The organism is Allobosea sp. P2_B12, from assembly GCF_056404835.1.
Map to the genome: position 1 here is coordinate 288,258 of NZ_JBFUDG010000004.1, position 25,448 is coordinate 313,705.

32 protein-coding genes are annotated in these 25,448 nt (G+C 66.0%); 18 read left to right on the forward strand and 14 right to left on the reverse strand.

The features are described from left to right. Positions 1 to 167: 167 nt before the first annotated feature. The 11 genes from fliP to AC1DYU_RS13115 form a co-directional block, all read right to left on the reverse strand. Positions 168 to 902, reverse strand: coding sequence for a flagellar type III secretion system pore protein FliP (fliP, locus tag AC1DYU_RS13065; RefSeq protein ID WP_476792105.1), 735 nt, complete (start codon positions 900 to 902; stop codon positions 168 to 170). After that, positions 902 to 1,414 (reverse strand): flagellar basal body-associated FliL family protein, encoded by a 513-nt coding sequence (locus tag AC1DYU_RS13070; protein ID WP_476791995.1) that lies wholly within the window; start codon positions 1,412 to 1,414, stop codon positions 902 to 904. The genes fliP and AC1DYU_RS13070 overlap by 1 nt, the downstream gene beginning before the upstream one ends. Continuing rightward, on the reverse strand, positions 1,414 to 2,118 hold the full coding sequence (gene flgH, locus AC1DYU_RS13075; RefSeq protein WP_476791996.1) for a flagellar basal body L-ring protein FlgH: 705 nt from the start codon (positions 2,116 to 2,118) through the stop codon (positions 1,414 to 1,416). The genes AC1DYU_RS13070 and flgH overlap by 1 nt, the downstream gene beginning before the upstream one ends. Next, a complete protein-coding gene (locus AC1DYU_RS13080) occupies positions 2,115 to 2,651 on the reverse strand; it encodes a MotE family protein (RefSeq protein WP_476791997.1) in 537 nt (178 codons plus the stop codon). Before AC1DYU_RS13080 ends, flgH begins: the two co-directional genes overlap by 4 nt. Before the next feature lie 118 nt (positions 2,652 to 2,769). Next, positions 2,770 to 3,888, reverse strand: coding sequence for a flagellar basal body P-ring protein FlgI (gene flgI / locus AC1DYU_RS13085; protein WP_476791998.1), 1,119 nt, complete (start codon positions 3,886 to 3,888; stop codon positions 2,770 to 2,772). Further along, the gene (gene flgA, locus AC1DYU_RS13090) at positions 3,888 to 4,352 is read right to left on the reverse strand and encodes a flagellar basal body P-ring formation chaperone FlgA (protein ID WP_158482436.1); all 465 of its coding nucleotides are present in this window, start codon (positions 4,350 to 4,352) and stop codon (positions 3,888 to 3,890) included. The genes flgI and flgA overlap by 1 nt, the downstream gene beginning before the upstream one ends. A 12-nt stretch (positions 4,353 to 4,364) precedes the next feature. Further along, positions 4,365 to 5,153, reverse strand: coding sequence for a flagellar basal-body rod protein FlgG (gene flgG, locus AC1DYU_RS13095; RefSeq protein ID WP_158482435.1), 789 nt, complete (start codon positions 5,151 to 5,153; stop codon positions 4,365 to 4,367). Positions 5,154 to 5,165: 12 nt separating this feature from the next. Further along, positions 5,166 to 5,504, reverse strand: coding sequence for a flagellar hook-basal body complex protein FliE (fliE, locus tag AC1DYU_RS13100; RefSeq protein ID WP_158482434.1), 339 nt, complete (start codon positions 5,502 to 5,504; stop codon positions 5,166 to 5,168). Further along, a complete protein-coding gene (gene flgC / locus AC1DYU_RS13105; RefSeq protein ID WP_476791999.1) occupies positions 5,504 to 5,923 on the reverse strand; it encodes a flagellar basal body rod protein FlgC in 420 nt (139 codons plus the stop codon). Before flgC ends, fliE begins: the two co-directional genes overlap by 1 nt. 87 nt (positions 5,924 to 6,010) lie before the next feature. Continuing rightward, complete coding sequence (gene flgB / locus AC1DYU_RS13110) at positions 6,011 to 6,391, reverse strand: flagellar basal body rod protein FlgB (protein ID WP_476792106.1); 381 nt, start codon at positions 6,389 to 6,391, stop codon at positions 6,011 to 6,013. A gap of 180 nt (positions 6,392 to 6,571) precedes the next feature. Next, complete coding sequence (locus AC1DYU_RS13115) at positions 6,572 to 7,246, reverse strand: response regulator transcription factor (RefSeq protein ID WP_476792107.1); 675 nt, start codon at positions 7,244 to 7,246, stop codon at positions 6,572 to 6,574. 450 nt (positions 7,247 to 7,696) lie between these two features. Between AC1DYU_RS13115 and AC1DYU_RS13120 the strand changes: the two genes are divergently transcribed. The 13 genes from AC1DYU_RS13120 (at position 7,697) to AC1DYU_RS13180 (ending at position 18,164) form a co-directional block, all read left to right on the forward strand. Then, positions 7,697 to 8,962, forward strand: a complete 1,266-nt coding sequence (locus tag AC1DYU_RS13120; protein ID WP_476792000.1) for a flagellar hook protein FlgE — start codon at positions 7,697 to 7,699, stop codon at positions 8,960 to 8,962. 31 nt (positions 8,963 to 8,993) lie between these two features. Beyond that, positions 8,994 to 10,475 carry a flagellar hook-associated protein FlgK gene (flgK, locus tag AC1DYU_RS13125; protein ID WP_476792001.1) on the forward strand — a complete coding sequence of 494 codons (1,482 nt, stop codon included), beginning with the start codon at positions 8,994 to 8,996 and terminating at the stop codon, positions 10,473 to 10,475. 4 nt (positions 10,476 to 10,479) lie between these two features. Beyond that, positions 10,480 to 11,532: a flagellar hook-associated family protein gene (locus AC1DYU_RS13130; protein ID WP_476792002.1), complete on the forward strand. Its 1,053-nt coding sequence runs from the start codon at positions 10,480 to 10,482 to the stop codon at positions 11,530 to 11,532. Between the two features lie 141 nt (positions 11,533 to 11,673). Continuing rightward, a complete protein-coding gene (gene flaF, locus AC1DYU_RS13135) occupies positions 11,674 to 12,021 on the forward strand; it encodes a flagellar biosynthesis regulator FlaF (RefSeq protein ID WP_476792003.1) in 348 nt (115 codons plus the stop codon). A gap of 8 nt (positions 12,022 to 12,029) precedes the next feature. Then, positions 12,030 to 12,524, forward strand: coding sequence for a flagellar biosynthesis repressor FlbT (flbT, locus tag AC1DYU_RS13140; RefSeq protein ID WP_476792004.1), 495 nt, complete (start codon positions 12,030 to 12,032; stop codon positions 12,522 to 12,524). A 65-nt stretch (positions 12,525 to 12,589) separates the two neighbouring features. Further along, positions 12,590 to 12,862, forward strand: coding sequence for a flagellar hook capping FlgD N-terminal domain-containing protein (locus AC1DYU_RS13145; protein WP_476792005.1), 273 nt, complete (start codon positions 12,590 to 12,592; stop codon positions 12,860 to 12,862). Between the two features lie 12 nt (positions 12,863 to 12,874). Then, complete coding sequence (locus AC1DYU_RS13150) at positions 12,875 to 13,141, forward strand: flagellar biosynthetic protein FliQ (RefSeq protein ID WP_476792006.1); 267 nt, start codon at positions 12,875 to 12,877, stop codon at positions 13,139 to 13,141. A gap of 62 nt (positions 13,142 to 13,203) precedes the next feature. Next, positions 13,204 to 15,312 (forward strand): flagellar biosynthesis protein FlhA, encoded by a 2,109-nt coding sequence (flhA, locus tag AC1DYU_RS13155; protein WP_476792007.1) that lies wholly within the window; start codon positions 13,204 to 13,206, stop codon positions 15,310 to 15,312. Next, a complete protein-coding gene (gene fliR, locus AC1DYU_RS13160) occupies positions 15,309 to 16,061 on the forward strand; it encodes a flagellar biosynthesis protein FliR (protein WP_476792008.1) in 753 nt (250 codons plus the stop codon). Before flhA ends, fliR begins: the two co-directional genes overlap by 4 nt. Positions 16,062 to 16,068: 7 nt before the next feature. Next, the gene (locus AC1DYU_RS13165; RefSeq protein ID WP_476792009.1) at positions 16,069 to 16,467 is read left to right on the forward strand and encodes a hypothetical protein; all 399 of its coding nucleotides are present in this window, start codon (positions 16,069 to 16,071) and stop codon (positions 16,465 to 16,467) included. 109 nt (positions 16,468 to 16,576) lie between these two features. Continuing rightward, the gene (locus AC1DYU_RS13170) at positions 16,577 to 17,212 is read left to right on the forward strand and encodes a rod-binding protein (protein ID WP_476792010.1); all 636 of its coding nucleotides are present in this window, start codon (positions 16,577 to 16,579) and stop codon (positions 17,210 to 17,212) included. A gap of 5 nt (positions 17,213 to 17,217) precedes the next feature. After that, a complete protein-coding gene (locus tag AC1DYU_RS13175) occupies positions 17,218 to 17,712 on the forward strand; it encodes a hypothetical protein (RefSeq protein WP_476792011.1) in 495 nt (164 codons plus the stop codon). Beyond that, the gene (locus AC1DYU_RS13180) at positions 17,709 to 18,164 is read left to right on the forward strand and encodes a hypothetical protein (protein ID WP_476792012.1); all 456 of its coding nucleotides are present in this window, start codon (positions 17,709 to 17,711) and stop codon (positions 18,162 to 18,164) included. Before AC1DYU_RS13175 ends, AC1DYU_RS13180 begins: the two co-directional genes overlap by 4 nt. A gap of 227 nt (positions 18,165 to 18,391) precedes the next feature. Here AC1DYU_RS13180 and fliI read toward each other — a convergent pair whose 3' ends face one another. The 3 genes from fliI to AC1DYU_RS13195 form a co-directional block, all read right to left on the reverse strand. Further along, a complete protein-coding gene (gene fliI / locus AC1DYU_RS13185) occupies positions 18,392 to 19,714 on the reverse strand; it encodes a flagellar protein export ATPase FliI (RefSeq protein ID WP_476792013.1) in 1,323 nt (440 codons plus the stop codon). Between the two features lie 70 nt (positions 19,715 to 19,784). Further along, a complete protein-coding gene (flgF, locus tag AC1DYU_RS13190) occupies positions 19,785 to 20,507 on the reverse strand; it encodes a flagellar basal-body rod protein FlgF (protein WP_158482417.1) in 723 nt (240 codons plus the stop codon). A 2-nt stretch (positions 20,508 to 20,509) separates the two neighbouring features. After that, positions 20,510 to 21,601 carry a DUF1217 domain-containing protein gene (locus AC1DYU_RS13195; RefSeq protein WP_476792014.1) on the reverse strand — a complete coding sequence of 364 codons (1,092 nt, stop codon included), beginning with the start codon at positions 21,599 to 21,601 and terminating at the stop codon, positions 20,510 to 20,512. 176 nt (positions 21,602 to 21,777) lie between these two features. On the opposite strand from AC1DYU_RS13195, the gene motA reads away from it, so the two are divergent. The 5 genes from motA to AC1DYU_RS13220 all read left to right on the forward strand — a co-directional run bounded on the left by motA (position 21,778) and on the right by AC1DYU_RS13220 (position 25,439). Then, complete coding sequence (gene motA / locus AC1DYU_RS13200; protein ID WP_158482415.1) at positions 21,778 to 22,677, forward strand: flagellar motor stator protein MotA; 900 nt, start codon at positions 21,778 to 21,780, stop codon at positions 22,675 to 22,677. Further along, positions 22,677 to 23,624: a FliM/FliN family flagellar motor switch protein gene (locus tag AC1DYU_RS13205; RefSeq protein ID WP_158482414.1), complete on the forward strand. Its 948-nt coding sequence runs from the start codon at positions 22,677 to 22,679 to the stop codon at positions 23,622 to 23,624. Before motA ends, AC1DYU_RS13205 begins: the two co-directional genes overlap by 1 nt. Further along, on the forward strand, positions 23,605 to 23,922 hold the full coding sequence (locus AC1DYU_RS13210) for a hypothetical protein (RefSeq protein ID WP_158482413.1): 318 nt from the start codon (positions 23,605 to 23,607) through the stop codon (positions 23,920 to 23,922). The genes AC1DYU_RS13205 and AC1DYU_RS13210 overlap by 20 nt, the downstream gene beginning before the upstream one ends. Before the next feature lie 40 nt (positions 23,923 to 23,962). Next, positions 23,963 to 24,364 carry a flagellar motor switch protein FliN gene (gene fliN, locus AC1DYU_RS13215; RefSeq protein ID WP_158482412.1) on the forward strand — a complete coding sequence of 134 codons (402 nt, stop codon included), beginning with the start codon at positions 23,963 to 23,965 and terminating at the stop codon, positions 24,362 to 24,364. A gap of 64 nt (positions 24,365 to 24,428) precedes the next feature. Then, the gene (locus AC1DYU_RS13220; RefSeq protein ID WP_476792015.1) at positions 24,429 to 25,439 is read left to right on the forward strand and encodes a flagellar motor switch protein FliG; all 1,011 of its coding nucleotides are present in this window, start codon (positions 24,429 to 24,431) and stop codon (positions 25,437 to 25,439) included. Positions 25,440 to 25,448 lie beyond the last annotated feature (9 nt).

Sequence of the window (25,448 nt, forward strand, 5' to 3'; positions counted from 1 at the left end):
AGGCCCCAACCGCCGTCAACTCCGCGTCATCCTGGACAAGCCGCGCAGCTCCGGGATCCATCATAGGGCGATGTCGATCCCTATCATGGATCCCGGGACGACCTGCGGTCGCCCAGGATGACGGTTGAGTTTCGGGACCAGGACAATCGCCGTCCGAGTCCCATCCGCTAGCTGAACGACCGGACCAGCCCGCCGATCAGCAGGTTCCAGCCGTCGATCAGGACGAAGAAGATCACCTTGAACGGCAGCGAGATCACCGTCGGCGGCAGCATCATCATGCCCATCGACATCACGATCGTCGCCACGATCATATCGATGACCAGGAAGGGCAGCGCGATCAGGAAGCCGATCTCGAAGGCCCGCCGCAGTTCCGAGATCATGAAGGACGGGATCAGCACGCGCAGATCGACGGCCGCAGCCGGATCGACCGGGCGGATGCTCGGCGGCGCCATGTCGGAGAACAGGCGTAAGTCCTGCGGCCGCGTCTGCGCCAGCATGAAATCGCGGAACGGCGCGGTGATCTTGGTATAGGCCTCGCCTTCGCTGATCCTGCTCTCGACCAGCGGCAGCACCCCGTCCTGCCAGGCCCGGTCGAAGGTCGGCGCCATCACGAAGAAGGTCATGAACAGCGCCAGGCTGATCAGGATCAGGTTGGCCGGCGTGCTCTGCAGGCCGAGCCCCGAGCGCAGGAAGGACAGCGCGATCACGAAGCGGCTGAAGCTCGTGACCATCATCAGAAGGCCAGGTGCCACCGACAGGATCGTCAGCATCGCCACGATCTGAACGATGCGGCCCGAGGCCGATGCGCCTCCGGGCGGCAGGAGCCCGTCGAGCCCGAAAGACTGGGCGCCCGCCTCGACTGTGGCGGCCAGCAGGATGGAAAGCGTCGCGAGGAGCTTGATCACTGGACGACCAGGGTTTCGATGACGATGTCGCGCACGAGGCCCTTGGAGCGGATCGCGACCCGCTCGATCAGATCCTCGCGCAGGTTGCGCAGGCCGGCCGCCCCTTCCATCTGCCGCGCCGTGACGCTGCGGAGATAGGCCAGGATGTCCTCGGTGATCGAGCCGACCAGCGCATCAGCGCCGGCGGCCGCCTTCTGCTCCATCAGTAGCGCCGCCTCCAGCCGCACCCAGGTATTGGCGGGCGCGGCGAGGTTGGTCACGATCGGCGAGAGCTTCTTCAAAACCAACGAGCCGACCATCTGCGCGTTGACCGAAAGGTCCGGCGCCGCCGCCTCCATCCGCTTCATCACCGTGCTCTCGACCGTGCCGACGACGCGCAGGCCCCAGAGGGTCCCGGCGCCGGCGGCGAGCGCCGTCAGGATCAGGATGGGCACGGCGGCCAGCAGCGCCGGACGCGAGGAGGCGCGGCGCTTGCGCCCCCCCGCCGGCTTGGTGAGCAAGGCGGCCATCAGAACGGCGTGACCTTGTCGAAGACCTGATGACCCCAGGCCGGCTGCTGCACCTCCATGCCGCGGCCGCGCCCGCCATAGGCGATCCGCGCCTCGGCGATCTTCTCGTAGGACACCGTGTTGGTGCCGGTGATGTCGCGCGGACGCACGATGCCGGTGACGTTGAGGACGCGCATGTCGTAGTTCACACGCACCTCTTGCGAGCCGTTGATCACCAGGTTGCCGTTGGGCAGGATCTCGGTGACGACGGCGGCGACCGACATCTCGACCTCTTCCGAGCGGTCAGTCAGGCCCCGGCCGCGCGACGACGAATCCGAATTCGCGTTCGCGCTCATCGAGGCGTCGCCGGACGCGCCGTTGAAGTTGGCGAGGAAACCCAGCCCGAACTTCGCGGCCGAGTTGCGCGAGCGATCGGATTTGTTGTCGAGCTTGGCCTTGTCGTTGATCGAGATCTTCACCGTGACGACGTCGCCGGTCTTCATCGCGCGGGTGTCGCGGAAGAGATCCTCGCTCTGGCGGGTATAGATCGAGTTGAACGCGACATCGACGCCGCGCCCCGTAGGCGTGCCGAGGGGGATCGCATCGCGCTGCGTCACGAGACCGCTGCCGACCCGCGAGAGCTGCGGCTCGCGGTTGAGTTCGGACATGTCCATGCCGCAGCCGGCGAGCGTCAGCGCGCACGCGGAAAGAATGATGGCCTTCATCGGGTCTGGCCTCCGGTTGTGGGTGTTCTGTTGGCAGTGGGCGAACGTCGGCCGCCCATGGCTTCGGCGAGCTGGGCGGCCCGGGAGGCCTCCATCTCGTTGAGGACGGCGCTGGCGGCGCGTGGCGGGAGCTTGCCCAGCACCGCAATGGCGACGCTCTGGTCCATCGCCGCGAGCTGGAGCGCGGCGGCATCGGGGCGCATCCGCGAGAAGATCTCGGTCATGCGCGCCTCGGCCTGCTTGACCTCGGCAGCGCGCTGGTCGGTCAGGAGTTGAAGCTCGGCCTTGCGCTCGTCGAGTTTCTTGAGCGTATCGGCGAGCTTGCTCTCGAGCCCCTTCAGCGTGTTCGCCTGCCAGGCGAAGCGGGCTTCCGCCGCCGGGTCGCGAAGAGCGGAGCAGAAAGTGGCGGCATCCGAGGTCGATGCTGCCACTGCGGCCGGCGTGGTTTTGGGCGTCTGGGTCTGCGCTGCGGCCTGGCCGACGCTCAGCGTCAGCAGCAGGGCCGGCAGCACCGACACGACAGGAGAACTCATCGGCTGCATTCTTCACAACTCGCCTGAATGATCTGCTGAATTTATACTTGGCGATGCTTTCGCGGGGCTGACCCGGCCCGGCCTCCTGCTGAGGAGGATCGGGCGAGGCGAGGAACCGCTACTGGACCACGAGGTCCGCCTGCAGGGCTCCTGCCGTCTTGATCGCCTGCAGGATCGCGATGATGCCGGCGGGCTTCAGGCCGATCTGGTTGAGACCGCGCACCAGCGTGTGCAGATTGGCCCCGTTGATGATCGCGAGCCGGCCATTGGCCTGCTGCGCTTCCACCGCCGTGCGGGGAACCACCGCGGTCTGTCCGCCGCTGAACGGCTCGGGCTGCGAGACCTGCGGCGTCTCGGTGACGCGCACGGTCAGGTTGCCATGGGTCACGGCAACGGTGGAGATCTTGACGTCGCGGCCGATCACGACCGTGCCGGTGCGCTCGTCGACCACCACCCGCGCCGGCGAATCCGGCTCCAGCGTCAGCCGCTCGATATCGGCGATGAAGCGCGCCGTCGACATATTGACCGGCCGCGTCAGGCTGATCGTGCGATGGTCGAGCGCGAAGGCCACCGTCGCCTTGTAGTTCTCGCGGCTATAGACGTTGATCGCGCTCGCGACCCGCTCCGCCGTGACGAAATCCGGGTTGCGCAATTCCAGCGACAGAACATGCAGGGTGGCAAGCTGATCGGGGACCTGGCGCTCGACCATGGCCCCGCCTGGAATCCGCGCCGCGGTCGAAACACCTTGCGTCAGACGCTCGGCCTCGCCCTGGACGGAGAAGCCGGAGACGTTGAGACGACCCTGCGCCAGCGCGTAAGTCTGCCCGTCGGCCGCGAGCAGCGAGGTGACCACCAGCGTCCCGCCCAGAAGCGAGGTCGCATCGCCCATCGAGGCGACGCTGACATCGATACGGCTGCCGCGGCCGGCGAAGGGCGGCAGATCCGCCGTCACGATCACCGCCGCGACGTTGCGCGTGCGCAGCGCCTGATTGCGGACATTGACGCCAAGCCGGTCGAGCATCGACTGCAGGGCCTGGCCGGTGAACGGCGAATTGCGGATGCTGTCGCCCGTGCCCTGCAGGCCGATGACGAGGCCGTAGCCGACAAGCTGGTTGTCGCGCACGCCCTGGAGGCCGGCGATATCCTTGATCCGCACCGAAGCCTGCGCCGGGGCGACGCAGGAGAGCGCCATCGTCAGCGCACAGGCGAATGCGATCAGCCGCGAGGTCAAGGCCATCACTCGCTCCCGACGCGGATGGTGCCGTCGGCCTGGACGACGCCGACGACCATGAGCCCGGTATCGGGATTGCGTGCCTTGACCATCTCGTTGACCGAGGCCGAAGCCATCGGCTCGACGATCCCCGTGATGACGAGGTCGCTCTCGCGGAAGATCACCTGCGTCGGCACGCCGCGGCGCACGACCTTGGGATCGTCCACCGCGTTGAGCGGGATCGGCTGGCCGGGCAGCAGGGTCCGCCGCGCCACCTTGCCGACGACCGCGAGGCGGTTGTCGATCGCCACCCGCGCCGCCATCCGGAACGCCCGGTCGACCAGATGCGCGTCGCCGATGACATCGCCGGGATAGAGCGTGACCGCCGGGACCGGCAGCATGACGTCTCCCGGCGCGGCCTGCGCCGGCGCGAGCGCGGCAAGGCAAACAAGCACGGCGAGCAGGGGGGATCGGACCGACAGGATGGCCATGGCGCGCGTTCCTTACCGGATGCCGTTGGAGACGGTGCCGGCCATCTGGTCGGCGGCGGTGATGACCTTGGCGTTCATCTCATAGGCGCGCTGCGCCGCGATCAGCGCCGTGATCTCCTTCACGGGATCGACATTCGACGCTTCGAGATAGCCCTGGCGCAGCTTGCCGAAGCCGATCGCGGTCGGGTTGCCGTCGCGCGGCTGACCCGAGGCCACCGTCTCGCGGTAGAGATTGCCGCCGAGCGGTTCCAGACCCGCGTCGTTGGCGAAGTTCGCCAACGACATCTGGCCGAGCTGGCGCGGCTGGACCTCGCCGGGGATCTTGGCAAGCACCAGGCCGGATTCGTTGACCGTGACATCGACCGCGTCGGCGGGAACCCGGATGACGGGATCGAGCAGGTAGCCATCGGCCGTGACGATGTCGCCATCGGCATTGGTGTTGAAGGTGCCGGCGCGGGCATAGAGCGTCTCGCCCTCGGGCGCCGTGATCTTGAACCAGCCGCGCCCATCGATGGCGAGGTCGAGCCGGTTGCCGGTCTGGGTCATCGCGCCCTGGATATGCAGGTTGCGGATGGCGGCGGCGCGAACGCCGAGCCCCAGCGAAGCGCCTTCCGGAATCGAGCCGTCGCCGCCGCGATTGGGCACGCCGCGCGAGCGCTCGGTCTGGTAGAGCAGATCGGTGAACTCGGGCCGCGCCCGCTTGAACGAGGTCGTGTTGATGTTGGCGATGTTGTTGGCGATGACTTCGACGTTGAGCTGCTGGGCGCTCATGCCGGTCGAGGCGATGGCAAGGACTTTCATGATAAGTGCTCCTCAGACCTGCATTTGCGTGAACTGCTGATAGGCGGCGACGACCTTGTCGCGCATCGCCATCGCCAGTTGCAGCGACTGCTCGGCCGACATCACGGCCTGGACGACGTCCTGCACCGCCGCCTTGCCCTGGACACCGGCGACGGCCTGGGCCTCGCCCTGAGCCAGATTGTCGACGAAGTTCTGCGCGACATTGGCGAAGACGGAGCCGAAATCGGCACCGGGGCTGGCGGAGGCCGCATCAGTGCCGAGACCGGGCCTGACGCCTGCGGCGCCCAGGCCCTGCAGCCCCTGGGTGACCTGGCTCGCGACGGGGGCGAGTGCGGAAATCGCGTTGAGCATCAGCCGTTCCTCAAAAGATCGATGGTCATGGATTGCATCGAGCGCGCCTGCTTGATCATCTGCAGGTTCGCCTCATACGAGCGGTTGGCTTCGCGCATGTCCGCCATCTCGAGCAGCATCGAGACGTTCGGCATCTTGACGTAACCTTTGTCGTTGGCGGCCGGATGGCTCGGCTCGAACTCGACCCGGAACGGCGCCTTGTCGACGCCGACGCCCTTGATCTTGACCAGGGACGCTCCGAGCGCGCGGTTCATCGTGTTCTCGAAGGTCACCGTCTTGCGGCGATAGGGATCGGCTCCCTTCGTCGTGCCGGTCGCCTGCGCATTGGCGAGGTTCTCGGAGACGACGCGCACGCGCGTCGACTGGGCCTGGAGACCGGCGCCGGCGATACGAAGCGAAGCATCAATGGGATCGATCATCGTTATACTCACCTGTGGCAAGAATTCGCGCAGTGTTAACTCGCATGACAAGACTTAACTCGCATGAGAAGACTTGCGCCGGGCTGATCAGCCCTTGATCGCCGTCATCATCATGCGGTGGAAGCTTTTCACGATATTCGTCGTGAAGGCGTAGTTGCGGCTGATGTCGCCGGCCTTGAGCATTTCCTGCTCGAGGCTGACCGAATTTCCGGAATGGACGGTGCCCCAGCTGTCGGATTTGCGCGGCCTGGCCGTCAGCGTTTCCGCGGGGGTCGAGGTGATGTGATTGGGCGACGTCGCCGCGACCGACAGGGTCGTCTTCCTGACGACAGCCTCGAAAGGCTCGACATCGACGGCCGTGTAGCGCGGCGTATTGGCATTTGCGATGTTCTGCGAGACGGCGTTCTGTCGAACGGCGAGCCAATGCGATTGCTTGGCGGCGAGATCGAAGAGATGAACTGGCTCCACCTGAAGCCTCCATGGTCGTTGCAATGCAACACTAGGAGGATTGACTTGCGCGAAGCTGTCGTCGGCAATTGTCGTAGTAGTCGCTTGGCGAATTGATTGGGCCGGATACGCGAAATCGCCGCCCATACTGGCGGCGCGCGGCGGACAGCGCTCCCGGCCCCGAGGGCCGGGGCCGGAGCGTCAGGAGATCGTGTAGCCGAGATAGCGCTTGGAATCGATCGGATCGTATCCGAGCTTCGCCCGGAGCTTCTTGCGCAGCTTGCTGACATGGCTCTCGACGACGGCTTCGTCGACTTCCGCATCGAACAGGCCGTAGACCGCGTTGAAGACCTGCGTCTTGGTCACCCAGCGGCCGCGGTTGCGCATCATGAATTCGAGGATACGGCGTTCGCGGCGCGGCAGCGCCATCAGCTCGCCGGCAACTTCCGGGTCGCTGCCGTCGAAATGAACCCGGATCTCGCCGACCGCGACCTCGTCATCGCTCGAACGGCGCTTCTCGGAGCGCCGCTGCATCGCGTTGACCCGGGCCAGGATTTCACGGACATGGACCGGCTTGCGGACCACGTCGTCGACGCCGGCGGCGAAGAGCTCCAGCGTCTTTTCGAGCGAGCTGGCTTCATTCATCGCGATCACCGGCGCCTGCGAACGGCGGCGGATCATCGTCGGGAAGGTCGAGCGCTCCGCGCATTCGCCGATCAGGAAGGCCTCGACCGTCTTGAGGTGATCGGACGGGGTATCCTCGACCCATTCCTGGAAACGCGACGGCGTGAAGCCGATCGCTGGGACGCCTTCGCCAGTAAACAGCGATTGGTAGCCCTCGGTCACCAAGGCACGATCATCGATCACGATATACATTAATACCCCCCGGCATCGGAAACGCTGCCATCTCGAATGAGATGGAAGCAGAATAACGTTATGAACCGATTCCGGCAGCGTCAATGCGATAATGCCGCGGCGCGAAACAAGACGGAATACTGCACGAAGCGCTCTTAAAGACTGATATACGGATTTATTCCATTCCGTATACACTTCATTTACCAAACAGAATTGCACGCTACAGAAACCCGATTCTGGGGATTCATGAGGCGACTAACGGAATGGCCGCGACGTCAGGCCGATGCACCGTTTCGGCACGCCGGCGAGCACCGATCGCGAAGCGCTATTATATAAGGAGTGAAAACGGCCCTGATCCTTGGCTCGCCAAGATGTAAATTTTACTAAAGATTTACCTGCCGTATTCCGAAAGCTCCGCACAAGCAAAACAAGATCAACTGCCCTTCGAAAGCTTCGCTTGGAGATGGGCAGATGAGCATTTTTGGTATCATGCGTACCGGCGTGTCCGGCATGGCCGCACAGGGAAGCAAACTGGGCGCGGTCAGCGACAATATCGCCAACGTGAATACGGTCGGTTACAAGCGCGCCTCGACCGAGTTCTCCTCGCTGATCTCCGAGGGCAACCACAGCGAATACAATTCCGGCGGCGTCGAGACGACGACACGCTATGCGATCTCCGACGAGGGCCTGATCATGGGCTCGACCTCGAAGACCGACCTCGCCATCCGCGGCAACGGCTTCTTCGTCGTCACCGACGCGGGCGGCACGCCATATATGACCCGCGCCGGCGCCTTCGTGAAGAACGGCAGCCAGGAACTGGTCAATTCGGCCGGCTTCTACCTGATGGGCTACCCGATCCAGAACGGCGAGCCGACGGTCGTCGCCAACAGCCTCGACGGGCTCGAGCGCATCAACCTCGCCAATGTCTCCTACGAGGCGAACCCGACGACCTCGGGCTCCTTCAAGGGCGTGCTCGATTCCAACGCGGCGGTAATCCCGGCCGCGACCCTGCCCTCGGCGAACGTCGCCGGCAGCACCTATTCGAGCAAGGCCTCGATCGTCACCTACGACAATCTCGGCAACAAGAAGATGCTCGACGTCTACATGGCGAAAACAGGCACGGCGCCCGATACCTGGCAGGCCGTGGTCTTCGACCAGTCTACTGCGACGGCCGGTGGCTTCCCCTATGGCGCGGCGGGTTCGCCGGCCTTGGCGACCGTCGCCCTGGCCTTCGGACCGACCGGCCAGCTCACCACGGCCCCGGCGAACTTCACCGTGGCGATCCCCGGCGGCGCGACCACGACGATCGATTTCAGCCAGGTCTCGCAGGTCGCCACCGGCGAAACCGCGCTCGAACTCGCCGTCGACGGCAACGCGCCCAGCGCCGTCGACACCGTCGAGATCGCCGATGACGGCACGGTCTATGCCGTCTTCGAGAACGGCGCCCGCCGCGCCACCTATCGCATCCCGCTCGCAACCGTGCCGAGCCCCGATCAGCTCACCCCGCAATCGGGTAATGTCTATTCGGTGAACAACAAGTCCGGCGACGTCATCGTCGGCTTCCCCGAGACCGGCAGCTTCGGCTCGATCCGCTCCGGCGCGCTGGAACAGTCCAACGTCGATCTCGCCACCGAGCTGACCGCGATGATCGAATCGCAGCGCAGCTACACGGCGAATTCGAAGGTCTTCCAGACCGGCTCGGAAATCCTCGACGTCCTGGTCAACCTGAAGCGCTGAGCGGGCGAGCAAGAGAGACGGGGACCATCCCATGAGCCTTTCATCAGCCCTGAACGTGGCGCAGTCCTCGCTGACGGCGACCTCGACCCAGACCTCCGTTCTCTCGCGCAATGTCGCCGGCGCAGACGACCCGAACTACAACCGCAAGTCCGGCACGGTCATCACGACCTATGGCGGGGCGGTCAGGGTCGCCTCGATCAGCCGGGCGATGGATTCGGTGCTGTTCTCCGCCAAGCTCGGCGCGACCTCGACGACATCGGCCCAGCAGGCGATGGTCGACGCGCTCGACCAGCTCGAGGCCACCGTCAACGATCCCGAGCTCGACCAGTCGCTGGCGGCAAAGCTCGGCGACCTGACCAACGCCCTGCAGCAATACGGCGTGACGCCGGACGACCCGCTGCTCGCCCAGAACGTCCTGACCAAGGCGACCGAGCTGGTGCGGACCCTCAACGAGGCGAGCGGGACCGTCCGCACGGTGCGCCAGCAGGCCGATGCCGATATGAAGCTCGGCGTCGATCGCGTGAACGGCCTGCTCGTCGAGTTCGAGGCGGCCAACAAGGCGATCGTCAAGGGCAGCCAGTCCGGCGCCGACATCACCGACCAGCTCGACACGCGCGACCGCATCCTCTCGCAGCTTTCCGAGGAGATGGGCATCAGCGTCTCGACCCGGCCCAACAACGACATGGTGATCTACACCGATGGCGGCGTGACGCTGTTCGAGACCGTGCCGCGCAGCGTCACCATGGCGCCGAACTTCTCGCTGGGCGCCGGCACCTCCGGCAACGCGGTCTATGTCGACAGCGTGCCGGTCACCGGCCCCAATGCGATCATGCCGATCAAATCTGGCCAGATCTACGGCTCGTCGATCGTTCGCGACGAGATCACCGTCACCTATCAGACCCAGCTCGACGAGATCGCCCGCGGCCTGATCGAGGTCTTCGCCGAAAGCGACCAGACCGGCGTCGGGCCCGACCAGGCCGGCCTGTTCACCTACGGACCCCCGCCCGGCCCCGCCACGATCCCGGCGACCGGCGTGACGGTCGCAGGCCTTGCCGGCGCGATCCGCGTCAACGCCAATGCCGACCCCTCGCAGGGCGGCAATCTCGACCGGCTGCGCGACGGTGGCATCTCCGACCCGCTCGACCCCGATTACAACTACAACGCCTCGGGCGCGGCGGGCTTCCCCGATCGCATCCAGGGCCTGCTCACCAGCCTCGGAACCGGGCGCAGCTTCGACCCCGTCACGGGAGCCGACCCGACCGACACGCTCGTCGGCTTCGCCGGATCCTCCGTCGGCTGGATCGAGGCCAGGCGCCAGACCTCGACGCAGACGCTCGGCTACGAGACCGCGCTGCTGCAACGCTCGACGGCTGCGCTCTCCAACATCACTGGCGTCGATATCAACGAGGAAATGACGCTGATGATGGAGCTGGAGCGTTCCTTCAACGCCTCCTCCACCCTGATCACCACCATCGACCGGATGCTGGCGGCACTGCTCGCGGCTGTGAGGTAACACCATGAAGACGAGCTTCACCTCGAACTATTCGCTCTCGTCGACGCTGCGCAATGCCGTGGCGAAGGCGCGCGACAGCCTTGCCGACGCCACCAAGGAATCCACCACGATGCGGCATGCCGATATCGGCCTGACGCTCGGCGGCAGCACCGGCAAGACGATCGGCCTGCGCGACCAGTACAACCGGCTGAACGGCATCATCGACACCAACGGCCTGGTCTCCTCGCGCCTCGAGGTCACGCAGAAGGCGCTCGACGGCATGCGCGAGACGGCGGAGCAGTTCCTCGCTACGCTGATCAGCGTCCGCGACGGCGACAAGGGCGCCGACGTGCTGAAATCGGAGGCCAAGAACAACCTCCAGGCAATGACCGCCGCGCTCAACGCCTCGACCAGCGGGCAGTTCATCTTCGCCGGCATCAACACGCAAGCGCGGCCGGTCACGGATTATTTCGCCACGCCGGCCGCGGGCAACAAGGCTGCGGTCGATGCCGCCTTCCTCGGCCATTTCGGCTTTGCCCAGAATGCGCCGGGCGTCGCCAACATCACGCAGGCCGACATGCAGACCTTCCTGCAGACCGTCCTGCCGACGGAATTCGCCGACCCGGCCTGGGGCGCCAACTGGTCCTCGGCCCTCGACCAGAACATGACCAGCCGCATCTCGCTGAGCGAGGTCGTCGAGGTCTCGACCAACGCCAACACGCAGACCATGCGCGACCTCGCGATGGCCTACACCATGGCCTACGATCTCGGCCCGGAAAAGCTCAACACCAACGCATTCCGGGCCGTCGTCGACGCCAGCATCGACAGCATCAACAAGGCGATCCTCGGCATCACGGCGACGCAGGCCCGGCTCGGCGCGACCGAGGAGCGCGTCAAGGTCTCGAGCGAGCGGCTGGCGATCCAGCGCGACATCATGGTCAAGCAGATCAAGGCCTTCGAGAACGTCGACCCCTACGAGGCGAATGTGCGCGTCACCGATCTCACGACGCAGCTCGACACCGCCTATGCGCTCACCGTCAGGATCCAGCAGCTGAACATCCTGAAATACATGAGCTGACCCTCGCTCCCGGCCGCCTGCGCCGCCGGGACGTCCCATCGACACGCCGCACCATCCCCCCGCCCGGCCACGAGGCCCGGGCGACCGGGCAGGCGCGCCCGCATCGCCGCAATCCCGTTCCAACAGTTTCGGAGACGCTTCATGTATCACAGCTCCTACGCGGCCGTGGCCGAGGACGACTTCACCCTGGCCCGTGCCAATGAATGGCTGGCGCTCGACCGGGCCGTCGTCCTGCTCGAGGAAGCCCGCCCCACCGGCTCCGCCTCGCCGGAGACGATCGAGGCGGTGACCTTCCTTCGCCGGCTCTGGACCTTCCTGATCGAGGATCTGGCCAGCACCGAGAACGCCCTGCCGGAAGCGCTGCGGGCCTCGCTGATCTCGATCGGCATGTTCGCTTTGCGCCAGGGCGAGGCGTTGCGCCTCGGCCAGTCCGACGACTTCGAATCGGTCATCGACGTCAACAAGATGATCCGCGACAGCCTCGCTTGAAACGGAGCATGAGCAAGACGATGAACCTGTCCCTGCGCGCCAACGAGAAGATCTACATCAACGGGGCGATCCTCAAATTCGATCGCAAGGTCAGCCTCGAGCTGATGAACGACGCGACCTTCCTGCTCGAAACCCATGTCATCCAGCCCGACCAGACGACGACGCCGCTGCGGCAGCTCTACTTCGTCGTCCAGACCATGCTGATCGACCCGAAGAACGCCGGCGCCGCCCGGATGCTGTTCGATCGCATGCTGATGACGACGATCTGCATCTTCGAGGATGCGACCGTCCTCTTCGGTCTCGAGCACATCGACAGGCTGATCGCCGAGGAGCGCTATTTCGAGGCGCTCAAGCAGTTGCGGGCGCTCTACCCGGCCGAGGCCGGCATCCTCGCAAGCTCCGGGCAGGCTCGGGAGCCTATGTACGAGAAGACGGTCCCTCCGATGGCGATCGTCGCCAAGAGAATCGATACCGCCAAGAGACTCGACTCACACGTCGCTTGAGGCCTCGCGCCGGGCACCCCCTCACAGGTGGCCGGCGCGACGCCCCCAACATTGCAGAGGCGATCATGGACGTGACCAGCATTCAGAGCACGACGGCCAACAACAGCACGTCGAACTCCCCCAGCGCCACCAGCGCCATGGGCGACTACAACACCTTCCTGCAGCTCCTGATCGCGCAGGCGAAAAACCAGGACCCGACGAACCCGACCGACCCCGCCCAGTATGTCCAGCAGTTCGCCGCCCTGTCGCAGGTCGAGCAATCGGTCACGGCCAATGCCAAGCTGGACCAGATCATCGCCAGCCTCAACGCGCTGAAGCCGACCACTCCCGCAGCGTGAGAGACTGAAGCCATGAATGAGGCCGACGCTCTCGACATGATGCGCGACGCCGTCTGGGCGATCGTGCTCGGCGCCGGGCCCGCGGTCGCGGCCGCGATGGCGATCGGCATCGCGATTGCCCTGATGCAGGCCCTGACGCAGGTGCAGGAAGCGACCCTGACCTTCGTGCCCAAGATCGTCGTGATCCTGATCGTGATGGCGACCACCGGCTCCTTCACCGGTGCGCAGATCTTCGCCTTCACCGAGCGCGTCTACGGGCGCATCGAACGCGGCTTCTAGGGCCGCACTCAGCCCGTCACCACCATCACCGCCATTATCGACGACAGGATACAGGCTCAAGCATGGCGACGCAGAATCTCATCACGGGCAAGGTCGCGAGCCCGGGCGCCGCCGCCCCGGCGGCGAGCCGCCGCGACATCGGCTTTGCCGTCGGCATCGTCGGCATCCTGTCGATCCTGTTCCTGCCGATCCCCGCCTTCCTGATCGATCTCGGTCTTGCCTTCTCGATCGCACTGTCGGTGCTGATCCTGATGGTCTCGCTCTGGATCAAGCGGCCGCTCGAATTCTCGTCCTTCCCGACGATCCTGCTCGTCGCGACGATGCTGCGGCTCTCGCTCAACATCGCCACGACGCGCGTCATCCTCTCGCATGGCAATGAGGGCTCGCATGCGGCGGGCTACATCATCGACGGCTTCGCCCGCTTCGTCATCGCCGGCGATTTCGTCATCGGGCTGATCGTCTTCATCATCCTCGTCACGGTGAACTTCATCGTGATCACCAAGGGCGCGACCCGCATCGCCGAGGTCGGCGCCCGCTTCACGCTCGACGCCATCCCGGGCAAACAGATGGCAATCGATGCCGATCTCTCGGCCGGCCTGATCGACGCGCCGGAAGCCCAGCGCCGCCGCGGCGAACTGGAGGAGGAGAGTTCCTTTTTTGGCGCGATGGACGGCGCCTCGAAATTCGTGCGCGGCGACGCGATCGCCGGCCTCATCATCACCGCCGTCAACATCCTCGGCGGCATTATCATTGGCGTGACGCGCCATGGCATGACCCTGTCCCAGTCCTCCGACGTCTTCGTCAAGCTCGCGGTCGGCGACGGCCTCGTCACCCAGATCCCCGCCCTGATCGTCTCGCTCGCCGCCGGCCTGCTGGTCTCCAAGGGCGGTACGCGCGGCACGGCGGAACAGGCGATCCTCGGCCAGCTCGGGCATTATCCGCGCGCGCTCTTCGTCGCCTCGTTCCTGATGGTCATCCTGGCGCTGGTGCCGGGGCTGCCATTCCTGCCCTTCGCGCTGCTCGGCGGGCTGATGGCCTTCGTCGGCCACACCATCCCCAAGCGCCTCGCCGAGCGCGCTGCCGTCGCCGAGGAAATCCGCGCGATGGAGGCCGAGGAGACCATTCGCGAAAGCCAGGACACGATCAAGGAATCGCTGAAAACCTCCGAGATCGAACTCCGCCTCGGCAAGCAGCTCGCCGCCGAGATGCTGAATTCGCACAGCGAACTGGCGCATCGCGTCAGCAAGATGCGCAAGAAATTCGCGCAGCAATACGGTTTCGTCGTGCCGGAGATCAAGCTCTCCGACAACCTGAAGCTGCCGCCCAAGGCCTATGAATTCCGCATCCACGGCACCGTCGCCGCCACCGGCGAGATGCGTCCCGGCAGCATGCTGGTCGTGGTCGGCGACGGCCGCATGCCCGACCTGCCGGGCGAGGAGGTCCGCGAGCCGGCCTTCGGCGTCAAGGCGATGTGGGTCTCCGAGAGCTACGCCAACGAGGTCAAGCGCGAGGGCATGCAGCCGGTCGACCGGCTCTCGGTCCTGCTCACCCATCTCAGCGAGACGATCCGCAAGAATCTCGGCCAGCTCCTGTCCTACAAGGACATGCGCGCGCTGCTCGACCGGCTGGGGCCGGAATACAAGAAGCTGCTCGACGAGATCTGCCCGGCCCATATGTCGCTGTCGAGCCTCCAGGCCGTGCTGCGCCTGCTGCTCGCCGAGCGCGTCTCGATCCGCAACCTGCATCTGATCCTCGAGGTCATCGCCGAGATCGCTCCCCATGTCCGCCGCGCCGAGCAGATCGCCGAGCATGTCCGCATGCGCATGGCCCAGCAGATCTGCGGCGACCTGACCGAGGGCGCCACGCTGAACATGCTGCGCCTCGGCAATCGCTGGGACCTCGCCTTCCATGAGAGCCTGCGCCGCGACGCCAAGGGCGAGGTCGTCGAGTTCGACATCGACCCGCGCCTGATCGAGGAGTTCGCCGCCGAGGCGACGACCGCGATCCGCGCCCGGATGGACCAGGCCCAGAGCTTCGTGCTCGTCACCAGCCCCGATGCGCGCCCCTATGTCCGCATGATCGTCGAGCGCATCTTTCCGGCGCTGCCGGTGCTGTCGCATGTCGAAATCGCGCGCGGGCTGGAGGTCAACCTGCTGGGAACGATCTCGTGACGCCGGTCACGCCCGACACGCTGCTGCACGCCTTCCTGATCTTCTGCCGCATCGGCGCCTGCCTGATGCTGATGCCGGGCTTCTCCAGCCCGCGCGTCCCGGTCAGGTTCCGGCTCTTCATCGCGGTCGGCGTGACGCTGGCGCTGACGCCTTTCGTCCTGCCGGCCTTCGCCGCCTTTGCCGATCCATCCCCAGCGACGCTGCTGCGGATCATCGTCTCCGAGACCATGACCGGGGCGCTGATCGGGCTGATGGCGCGCTTCTTCTTCCTCGCTTTGCAGACAATCGCGACCGCGATGGCGACGACGGCGGGGCTCGGCCAATTGCCGGGATTGCCGATCGACGAGGCGGAAGCCTCGGCCCCCTTCGTCACGCTGATCACCATGACGGCCGCGACGCTGATGTTCATCACCAACCAGCATGCCGAGGTCATCCGCGCGCTCGCCGGCTCCTATACCCGCATCGCGCCCGGCCTGCCGCTGGACGCCCAGGCCGGCCTGATCCAGATCGCCGACCGCGCCTCGGAGACCTTCTACCTGGCGCTGCGCATCGGCAGCCCCTTCATGATCTACGGCGTGGTGGTGAACCTCGCCATCGGCCTGATGAACAAGCTGACGCCGCAGATCCCGGTCTATTTCATCTCGCTGCCCTTCGTCATCGCAGGCGGCTTGTTCCTGCTCTATTTCTCTGGGCCCGAGGCGCTCAAGCTGTTCATGACCGCCTTCTCGGCTTGGCTCGAACGCGGCTGACCTAGCCATGCAGGGCAAGCGCCTGAAATCGATCGAGCGCATGCTGGCGATCCAGTCGCGCATCCGCAAGCTGGCCGAATGGCGCCAGAAGGCGACGCAACTCAAGGCCGGCGCCGCCCGCGAGGAATCCCGCGCGCTCGTCGTCTCGCTCAATGGCGACGGCCCGACGGGCGGCCTGTTCTCCGACATGACGGCCAAGCGCCTGCACCGCGTCGCGATCACGATCTCGGAGCTCGACGCCACCGCGGCCGAACAGGGCAAGCAGGTGCTGGCGGAAACCGGGCGCGAGAAGCGCACCGCCCGCCTCGTCGACCATGTCCGCAAGGTCAAGCTGCGCGGCGACCAGGACGGCGCGCTGGTCGAGATCATGGATGCGCTCGAAGGCAAGCGAGCTGCGGGTCTCTAGCCTTCGAAGACCGCGTCTTTCCCCTGACAGAGATCGCCATGCGCAAGCCTGGAATAAGCCTGATCGGCCATGATGAGGTCAGATCGTTCAACGACCTTGGAAGGTGACAATGGCGATTTCTCCTCCGTCGGATATCGTTCTCGACGTCGCGCGCGCCGCCGACCCGATGCGGCAGCAGGTCGCCTTCGACCGGCTCCAGCGCATGGGCAGCGGCGTCGCCGGGACCCAGTTCGCCGCGGCCGTCGATGAAGCGGCGCCGGGCGCGGCCTCACCCGGCCTTGCCGGCGCCCGCGAGAAATTCGCAAGCCTTGCGCCGGCTAAATTAGCCGGCGCACCCAACGCCGCCCAGACCAAAAGCGCCAAGACCCTGCAGCAATTCGAGGCGCAGGTGATCTCGACCTTCATCGAGCAGATGATGCCCGAGGCCTCGGCGAATAATTTCGGCAGCGGCACGGCCGGCGGCGTCTGGCGTTCCATGCTGTCCGAGCAGATCGCCAACCAGGTCGCCAAGGCCGGCGGGCTCGGCATCCGCCAGAAGGTCGAGGCCGCGATCGCCGCGCGCAACAACACGGACACGACCGCACCCGGCAATGCCGTGGCGGCCGCCAGCAAGCTGCTCGACAGCAAGATCGCCGGCGCCAATGCGCGCGATCTCGCCATCCCGCTCGCCGCCGAGCACCGCTTCCTCAACCTCACCCGTCCCGCGACGGGCGGCGTGACCCGCTCCAACTTCCGACAGGCCTGAGCATCATGAGCGACCAGCACGACGATACCGCCACCGCCGAGGCCAGGCTTCCCGGCCTGCCAGCCCTGGTCACGCCATCCGAACCCATCCAGGGTGAAATCCTGGGCGAGCCGGTGGTGCCGTCCGGGGCCTCGCGTGCGCTGTGGTCAGTGCTGGACCGCCTCGAACAGGCACTGGATCACGAGACCGCCGAGGTGATGGCGCTGCGCAGCGCCGACTTCAACCGCCTCAACGAGATCAAGAGCCGGCTGCTGCTCGACGCCAGCCGTGCCATGCGCGCGATGCGCGACGACGTCGCCGACGGCTGGCTGATCGCGCGCCTCTCGACATTGCGGCTGAAGCTCGAGCACAACCGCCTCGCCATCGGCATGCATCTCGACGCGGTCCGCGAGATCGCCTCGGCCATGACCACGACGCTGATCGAGGCGGAATCGGACGGCACCTACTCGGCCACCTCCCGCATCGCCGGCGCCCCGAGCGCCAAGGCGCACGCCTCGTGACGACCGCGCGGCTCCTCATCCTCGGCGTCTGGGTCTGCGGCGTGACGCTGCTGTCCGGCCACCTCGCCTTGACCTGGCGCGCGGAAACGCCGCCGGCGTCGGAGACCCCGTTCTTCGAAGGGCTGGAATATGAGGAGACGGCGCTGATCCACGTCCCGATCATCGCCAATGGCGAGGTTCAGGGCTATGTCGCGGCCCAGTTCGTCTTCACCGCCGACGCCCGCACCATGCGGCAGATGACCGTGAAGCCGCACGCCTATGTCCGCGACGAGGCGCTGCGGGCAATCTACTCCAACGCCAAGGTTGATTTCTCCCGGCTCGAGCGCGTCGACATCGACACGCTGCTGAAAGCGGTGAGGACCGGCGTCAACACCCGCCTTGGCGGCGACCTGGTCAAGGACGTGCTGGTCAAGGAGTTCAACTACGTTCGCAAGGACCAGCTGCGGAGCTGATTGCCGTTTTTTGGCGGTGCTTGCTTCGCCTCGAAACCACACAACCGAGCTGTCTCGTAAAACGAAGCCGTCATCCTGGCCAAGCCGCGTAGCGGCGCAGCGCCGGGATCCATCGGAGGCCAGTTCCGTCCAGGAATTTGGCTCTACGATGGATCCCGGCGCTCCGCTTCGCTTCGGCCAGGATGACGGCGTGTTTGGTGCGCCAAGTGTCGGGAGCGAAAGCAAGGTTAGCCCTGCAGGGTACTCGCCAGATCCTTGAAGGCGTCCTGGCTCAGCGCCGCGCTCATGTCCTGATGCAGCGCCTCGTAGATCTTCGGGACCAGCACGATCGCCTTGTCGAGCTCGGCATCGGCGCCGGCCTGGTAGCCGCCCATCAGGCGCAAATCGCGGGTGTCCTCGAAACGGGCGACGAGCGCCTTCATCCGCGATGCGAGACCACGCTGCTCGGGCGTCCAGACATGATGCGCCAGGCGCGAGACCGAGCCCAGCACATTGACGGCCGGATAGCGGCCCTGATCGGCGATGGCACGGTCGAGCACGAGATGGCCATCGAGCGTGCCGCGGATGGAGTCGGCGACCGGATCGTTATGGTCGTCGCCATCGATCAGGACCGAGAAGATCCCGGTGATCGTGCCGGTGCCCTCGACGCCGGGACCGGCCCGCTCGAGCAGCTTCGGCAGGGTGCTGAAGACGCTCGGCGTATAGCCGCGCGCCACCGCCGGCTCGCCCGCCGCCAGCGCGACGTCGCGCGCGGCATGGGCAAGGCGGGTGACGGAATCGATGATCAGCAGAACGTCCTCGCCCTGGTCGCGGAAATACTCGGCGACCGCCATCGCGGTGTTCGGCGCGAGCCTTCGCATCATCGCGCTCTCGTCGCTGGTCGAGACGACGGCGACCGCATGCGCGCGCATGGCGCCCAGCGTATCGTCGAGGAATTCGCGAACCTCGCGCCCGCGCTCGCCAACCAGCCCGATCACGATCGTGGTGAAGCCCGGAGCTCGTGCCAGCATCGAGAGCAGGCTCGACTTGCCGACGCCGGAACCGGCGAAGACGCCGATGCGCTGTCCGGCGCAAAGCGGTGTGAACAGGTCGATGACCTTGACGCCGGTGCGGATCGGCCGCGTCACGCGCGCCCGCTTCATCGCCTCCGGCGGCGGTCCCTCGGCCGGCATCGCGACATCGCCGGGCAGCAGCGGCCCGCCTTCATCGATCGGCTCGCCGAAGGCGTTGATGACGCGCCCCTTCCAGCCCTGGGTCGGACGTAAGGCAAGCGGCCCCGCCACGCTGGCGCGCGCGCCCAGGCCGACGCCGACCGTGCTGGCGAAGGGCTTCACCAGCACGCCGTCGCGGTCGATCCGGATCGCCTCGCCGAGTTCCTCGCGGCCATTCGTCGACAGCGCGATGCGCTCGCCCAGCCGCACGAAGCGCGAGAGGCCACGCACCCGCAGCGCCGCCGGCGTGACCTCGGAGACGCAGCCGCTGATCGAAACCAGATCCTGCGGAAGGGGACCGCCGGCGAGCGCATGTTCCAGCCGTGTCAGCGCGTTCATCGCGATCCTGTCTGATGGTAGGGAGCTGGCGCGCAGGCCGGGAATGCGGAGGCGCGGGCGCGGGCGACGCTCAGCTTTCGCCGAGCGTGCGGATGGCGCCGTCGACGGCCTTCTCGCCCTTGTCGATCGCGTTCGCCGCGCTCTCGAAGGCCCGCGTCACCGCGATCAGCTTGGTCATCTCGCGGATCGGGTTGACGTTCGAGCCCTCGACATAGCCCTGGCGCACGCCGTTGATGACGAAATCGAGGATCGGAGTCGCCGGCCGGTCGGGGATCACGCCGGAATTGTCGTGGCGCTGCAGCTTCGCCGCCGGATCGATCGAGAACAGGCCGAGCGCGCCGACCTGCTGCTGGCCCTGCCAGATCATGCCGTCGCGCGCGATGGTCGGGGGGCCGCCCTCGGGGTCGAGCTGCATCGGCGCGCCGCCGGCATCCAGCACCGGATGGTCCATGAGCGTCCGCAGCTCGCCCTGGGCCGACATCTTCATGCGCCCGTCGCGGGTATAGACCGTGCCGGCCGGAGTATTGATCGCAAACCAGCCCTCGCCCTCGACGGCGACGTCAAGCGGGTTGCCGGTCTTGTCGAGGCCGCCGGGAATCCGGCTGATATAGGTCTCGCCCGGCGACGCGAAGCTGACGCCATCGGTGCCCTTCTTCGACAGGAAGGTCGAGAACTTGACCTCCTCGGCCCGGAATCCCGCCGTGTTCATGTTGGCGACGTTGCGGGCCAGCGTCTCCATGCGCTTCTCGAGCACAAGCTGGGACGACAGGCCGACATAGATGGCAGGCTGCATGGTCAAAGGCCCCCGAGGCGCAGGTTCTGAATGCTGAAGAGCGTGTCCATGCTCACGCCCGCCGCCATCGGCGGACCAACGAGGATGGAGATCGCGCCGGCCGCGGCGGCGCTGCCGTTCTGGGAATCGGCCAGCGCCGTGAAGCGGGTGATGAAGGACTGCAGCTTCACCGGATCCTTGAAATCCTTGAAGTCGATCCGCGACTTGTAGATCTCGGCCTGCTTGTCGAGATCGATCGCGCCGATTTCCTTCGGCAGCCCGAGCGCCGTCTGCACGACCTTCAGCAGGGCCGGATCGGCCATGATCTGGTAGGGGTCGGTGATATCGGGCGCCTTGCGCTGGAAATACAAGGCGAGCCGGACGCTCTCATTGCTGGCGCCGGCATCGAGCTCCATCTTCTGGCGGGTATATTTCTCGACCGTGACCTTGGCCTGGTCTGCCCGGACCACGCCGTTGTGCCGGTCGACGACCTGCTGCATCGCCGGCTTGTCGATGGTCGTCTTCAGACCCTTGGCGGCGAAGTCGAAGGCTTTCAGGAAGTCGCGGAACCGCTTGTCGAGCGCCGGATCGTCGAAATGCAGCGGCGAGTCCTTGCCGAGATGCAGCGCCGCGGTGACGGCAGCCTTCTCCTTGGGCGTATCGACGACCGATTCCAGCCCGAACGCCTCGATCGCAAAATCGAACATCCGCGAGGCGCTGTCGGATGTGAAAGCCGTGACGGTCTTCACCTTGGCGATATTGGCCGCAAAATAGCTCGTCTCGGCCTGCTGCGTCGAGAAATCGAAGGCGGCCGCGAATTCGCGATAGCGCTTGTCCGAGAGCTTGTTGGCGAAGGTGTTGGACGAGCTAACGCCGCCTTCCAGCACCTTGCGCATGAAGGCCTTGGCATAGGCCATCTCGCCCAGGCCGAACGCATCGACCGCATAGCGGTAGAGCCGGTCGTCCTTCATGAAGTCGTCGAGCGTCTTCACCTTGCCGATGTTCTTCTCGAAATAGGCGGCGCTGGCGGCGACATCCGGCTTGGCCGCCGTCCGGGCCAGCGATTGCGTGATGTTGCGCGTGACCGCCTGATAGCTGAGCATGGTCGTGGTCATCGGGGCCTCCGCAGCAACAAGATCAAGCCGATCTTCTTGGCGTCATGCTCCCGTGCAAGGCTTGCGTGGACCTGACCCGGCGGCTGACCGGTCATTTCAGCTTCGCGCAAGCCACCTCCTCTACGCCTTTATTTGCAGTTTGCGAGCAACTGCCATGGGCGAGAAGGAGAGGCGCGTTGAGCGTACTGATCGGATTGTTGATTGCGGTGGGTTCGCTCATCGGCGGCTTCGCCGCAATGGGTGGCCATGTCGCCGTGCTCTGGCAGCCCTGGGAGCTGGTCATCATCCTCGGAACGGCGATCGGGACCTATATCGTCGCCAATCCGATGAAGACGGTCGCCGATACCGGCACCGCCGTGATGGAGGCGATGCGCAACGCCACGCCGACCCAGGCTCACTATTTCGAGGTCCTCGGCATTCTCTACGCACTGATGCGCGAGCTCCGCAACAAGGGCCGCGCCGAGATCGAGCAGCATATCGAGACGCCCCATGAATCGACGCTGTTCGCCAGTTATCCGAGCGTCCTCGCCGACCCCATCCTGACCACCTTCATCTGCGATTACTTCCGATTGATCATCGTCGGCAAGGCGCAGGCCCATGAGGTCGAGGCCCTGCTCGACGAGGAGATCGACAGCCACCTCAAGGACAGTCTGAAGCCCTACTTTGCCCTCGGCACAGTCTCGGAAGCCCTGCCCGCGCTCGGCATCGTCGCCGCCGTGCTCGGCGTGATCAAGGCGATGGGCGCGATCGACCAGTCACCGGCGCTACTCGGCGGCTTCATCGGCGCAGCCCTGGTCGGCACCTTCGCCGGCATCTTCTTCTCCTATGCGGTGATCGGGCCGATCTCGCTCAAGATCAAGGCGACGCGGGAGAAGCAGGCGCGCGTCTACATCGTCGTGAAGCAGACCCTGCTCGCCTTCATCAACGGCGCCGCTCCGCAAGTCGCGCTCGAATATGGCCGCAAAGTCATCGCCGCGGCCGAGCGGCCCTCCATCGACGAGGTCGAGGACAAGACCATCAGCGGCGGCAGCCAGCGCACGCCGGCCAATGACCGCGCCCAGAAGGAAGCCGCCTGATGAGCACCGCCGCACAAGCGATCCGCGAGGACAAGCTCCTCGAATCGACCGGCATCTCGATCGACCGGCTGCCGATGCTGCGCATGGTCTTCGACCGGCTGGCGACGGGCTGCGCCGAGGACGTCCGCCAGATGTCGACCTCGCCGACCTATTTCTCCGTCGCCAACGTCCAGAGCCAGCGGATCGGCGATGCGCTGAACGCCCATGCCCACAACACCATCGCCGGCATCTTCCACTCGCCGGAATGGGATTCGCGCATCCTGATCGGCTTCGACCGCGACTTCATCTTCACCCTGATCGAGGTGCTGTTCGGCGCCGACGGCAGCGAGCGCCCCTACAAATACGAGCCGGACTTTCCCGACGACGAGCGGCCCTACACCCCCATCGAGATCCAGGTGGCGCAAGCGCTGTTCGAACTCGCCGCGAAGAACCTGCAGGCGGCCTTCAGCCCGGTCTGCAATGTGAGCTTCATCTTCGAGCAGGTCGAGACGCGGATGTATTTCGCCGCCATCGGCAGCCGCAGCAACCTGGCGGTGAAATCGCAGCTTCTGGTCCAGGGCCTCGACAATTGCGGGCAGATGTTCGTCGTCATCCCGCAGACGGCCCTGAACCCGATCCGCCAGAACCTCGCCCGCGTCGTCTCCGGCCACACCACGGTCAAGGACCAGCGCTGGACCAAGCAGATCCAGACCGAGGTCCACAAGACCGAGGTCAAGCTCAAGGCGATCCTCGAGGAGCGTCCGATGACACTGGGCGAGATCGCCGAGCTGAAGGTCGGCCAGGTCATCGAGCTGCAGTCCTCGCCACGCTCTCCCATCCAGCTTCAGTGCAACGACGAAACCGTCTTCTGGTGCCAGCTCGGCCAGCGCGACGGGTCCTATGTCCTGCGCGTCCAGGACAGCGCCAACCAGGAACAGGAGTTTTTCGATGATCTTCTATCTCGGTGAAACCGTGCTCTTCGCGGCGCTGCTGCTGACCAGCCTCCAGGTCCTGCGGATGCGCACCGAACTGAAGCGCATGCGTGCCTACCACGCCGAGTTCCAGCAGGTCTTCGGCAAGACCGAGGCCGCGCTCGCCGCGATCCAGACGACCGTGCGCGATCTCCAGGCCAGCGGCCGCGACGTGGTCGAAGAACTCGGTCTGCGCATCGATGCCGGCCGCCGCCTGGTCGGCGACATCAAGGTCATCTGCGCCAGCATGGACGCGCCGCGGACGCGGGCAGGCCGCAACGTCAACGCGGCCTGAGGCCCTCCTTCAGCCCCAGAATTCTCTCCAGGAGACCACCATGAAGAAGCCGACCAAGCCCGTGAAGCTGTCCGACCTCGCTCTCTCCGAAGAGCCGACCGATGTCGCCCTCATCGAGACCGAAGGCGGCGACGCCCAGCCGGAAGAGGACAGCGCGGCGCCCGCCACAGCCAACGACCCGCTCAATCTCGACGCCGTGCTGCGCATCCCCGTCACGATCCAGGTCGTGCTCGGCAGCGCGACCATGCAGGTCGCCAATCTGATGAAGCTGCGCCGCGGCGCCGTCGTACCGCTCGACCACCGCGTCGGAGAGCCCGTCGACGTGGTCGTCAACGGGCGCATCGTCGCGCGCGGCGAGGTCGTGATCGTCGAGGACGACAACAGCCGTTTCGGCGTGTCGCTGACCGAGATCGTCGGCGTCCAGGCCAAGTTCGAAGAGTGAGGCGCAGCAGTCGATGACGGTGACCGCGAAAGACAACCGAGGCAGCGCTGCGACATCAAGCGCCGTGACGGGACGCCCGCTGCCGCTCGGCGGCGCCGGCAAGGCCGCCGTGCTGGTGCTGGCGATGGGTAAGCCGCTCGCCGGCCGCATGCTGAAGCATCTCGACACCGCCGAGGTTCGCGCGCTGATGCGCCGCGCCACCGAACTCGGCCCGGTCGCAGCCGACGACATCGCCGATCTCGTCGACGAGTTCAGCGATCATTTCTCCCGCGGCATGAACCTGGTCGGCTCGCCGAGCGAGGTCCAGAAGCTGCTCACCGGCGTGCTCCCGCCCGAGGAGATCACCGAGATCATCGGCGAGACGGCCGAGGCCGCCAACCGCTCGATCTGGGACCGCATTTCGCAGATGCCCGAAAGCGCGCTCGCGGGCTATCTCGCCAAGGAGCATCCCCAGACGGCGGCCTTCGTGCTGTCCAAGCTCAAGCCGTCCTGCGCCTCGCGCGTCATGACGCAATGGCCGGCGGACCGTCGCCACGAACTGATGCGCCGCATGCTCAACCTCAAGCCCGTCGCCGAGCAGCCCGCCGGAATCGTCGAGAAGGCGCTCTATGAGGGCTTCACCCTCAACCTCTCGCGCAACAAGGGCGCCGACACCCATGCCCGCATGGCCGACATCCTCAACAAGATGGACAGCCACGACATGGAGGAGGCCCTGGGCAGCCTGCAGCGCGTCCGGCCGGAATCGGCGGAGATGCTGAAGGGCCTGCTCTTCACCTTCGAGGACATCGTCAAGCTCTCGGCCCGCGCCCGGATGGCGATCTTCGACCAGGTGCCGACCGACCGGCTGGTGCTGGCGCTCAAGGGGACGGAGGCCGTGTTCAGGGACCAGATCCTCTCCTCTCTGGCCGCCCGCGCCCGGCGCATCGTCCAGCAGGACCTGGAGGGCGGCGAGCCGGCGCTCCAGCGCGAGGTCGTCGATGCCCGCCGCGCGATCACCGACGTCGCGCTGGAAATGGCGAGCCGCGGCGAAATCGAGCTCAATCCCGAGCGCGAGGAAGGTGCTTACTTCCAGTGAGCACGCTTT

What these genes read in the sequence shown, in the direction of transcription:
- AC1DYU_RS13070 (WP_476791995.1), bottom strand. Translation starts at nt 1,414, where the DNA reads ATGGCCGCCTTGCTCACCAAGCCGGCGGGGGGGCGCAAGCGCCGCGCC.
- flgH (WP_476791996.1), bottom strand. Translation starts at nt 2,118, where the DNA reads ATGAAGGCCATCATTCTTTCCGCGTGCGCGCTGACGCTCGCCGGCTGC.
- AC1DYU_RS13080 (WP_476791997.1), bottom strand. Translation starts at nt 2,651, where the DNA reads ATGAGTTCTCCTGTCGTGTCGGTGCTGCCGGCCCTGCTGCTGACGCTG.
- flgI (WP_476791998.1), bottom strand. Translation starts at nt 3,888, where the DNA reads ATGGCCTTGACCTCGCGGCTGATCGCATTCGCCTGTGCGCTGACGATG.
- flgA (WP_158482436.1), bottom strand. Translation starts at nt 4,352, where the DNA reads ATGGCCATCCTGTCGGTCCGATCCCCCCTGCTCGCCGTGCTTGTTTGC.
- flgG (WP_158482435.1), bottom strand. Translation starts at nt 5,153, where the DNA reads ATGAAAGTCCTTGCCATCGCCTCGACCGGCATGAGCGCCCAGCAGCTC.
- fliE (WP_158482434.1), bottom strand. Translation starts at nt 5,504, where the DNA reads ATGCTCAACGCGATTTCCGCACTCGCCCCCGTCGCGAGCCAGGTCACC.
- flgC (WP_476791999.1), bottom strand. Translation starts at nt 5,923, where the DNA reads ATGATCGATCCCATTGATGCTTCGCTTCGTATCGCCGGCGCCGGTCTC.
- AC1DYU_RS13115 (WP_476792107.1), bottom strand. Translation starts at nt 7,246, where the DNA reads ATGTATATCGTGATCGATGATCGTGCCTTGGTGACCGAGGGCTACCAA.
- AC1DYU_RS13120 (WP_476792000.1), top strand. Translation starts at nt 7,697, where the DNA reads ATGAGCATTTTTGGTATCATGCGTACCGGCGTGTCCGGCATGGCCGCA.
- flgK (WP_476792001.1), top strand. Translation starts at nt 8,994, where the DNA reads ATGAGCCTTTCATCAGCCCTGAACGTGGCGCAGTCCTCGCTGACGGCG.
- AC1DYU_RS13130 (WP_476792002.1), top strand. Translation starts at nt 10,480, where the DNA reads ATGAAGACGAGCTTCACCTCGAACTATTCGCTCTCGTCGACGCTGCGC.
- flaF (WP_476792003.1), top strand. Translation starts at nt 11,674, where the DNA reads ATGTATCACAGCTCCTACGCGGCCGTGGCCGAGGACGACTTCACCCTG.
- flbT (WP_476792004.1), top strand. Translation starts at nt 12,030, where the DNA reads ATGAGCAAGACGATGAACCTGTCCCTGCGCGCCAACGAGAAGATCTAC.
- AC1DYU_RS13145 (WP_476792005.1), top strand. Translation starts at nt 12,590, where the DNA reads ATGGACGTGACCAGCATTCAGAGCACGACGGCCAACAACAGCACGTCG.
- AC1DYU_RS13150 (WP_476792006.1), top strand. Translation starts at nt 12,875, where the DNA reads ATGAATGAGGCCGACGCTCTCGACATGATGCGCGACGCCGTCTGGGCG.
- flhA (WP_476792007.1), top strand. Translation starts at nt 13,204, where the DNA reads ATGGCGACGCAGAATCTCATCACGGGCAAGGTCGCGAGCCCGGGCGCC.
- AC1DYU_RS13165 (WP_476792009.1), top strand. Translation starts at nt 16,069, where the DNA reads ATGCAGGGCAAGCGCCTGAAATCGATCGAGCGCATGCTGGCGATCCAG.
- AC1DYU_RS13170 (WP_476792010.1), top strand. Translation starts at nt 16,577, where the DNA reads ATGGCGATTTCTCCTCCGTCGGATATCGTTCTCGACGTCGCGCGCGCC.
- AC1DYU_RS13175 (WP_476792011.1), top strand. Translation starts at nt 17,218, where the DNA reads ATGAGCGACCAGCACGACGATACCGCCACCGCCGAGGCCAGGCTTCCC.
- fliI (WP_476792013.1), bottom strand. Translation starts at nt 19,714, where the DNA reads ATGAACGCGCTGACACGGCTGGAACATGCGCTCGCCGGCGGTCCCCTT.
- flgF (WP_158482417.1), bottom strand. Translation starts at nt 20,507, where the DNA reads ATGCAGCCTGCCATCTATGTCGGCCTGTCGTCCCAGCTTGTGCTCGAG.
- AC1DYU_RS13195 (WP_476792014.1), bottom strand. Translation starts at nt 21,601, where the DNA reads ATGACCACGACCATGCTCAGCTATCAGGCGGTCACGCGCAACATCACG.
- AC1DYU_RS13205 (WP_158482414.1), top strand. Translation starts at nt 22,677, where the DNA reads ATGAGCACCGCCGCACAAGCGATCCGCGAGGACAAGCTCCTCGAATCG.
- AC1DYU_RS13210 (WP_158482413.1), top strand. Translation starts at nt 23,605, where the DNA reads ATGATCTTCTATCTCGGTGAAACCGTGCTCTTCGCGGCGCTGCTGCTG.
- fliN (WP_158482412.1), top strand. Translation starts at nt 23,963, where the DNA reads ATGAAGAAGCCGACCAAGCCCGTGAAGCTGTCCGACCTCGCTCTCTCC.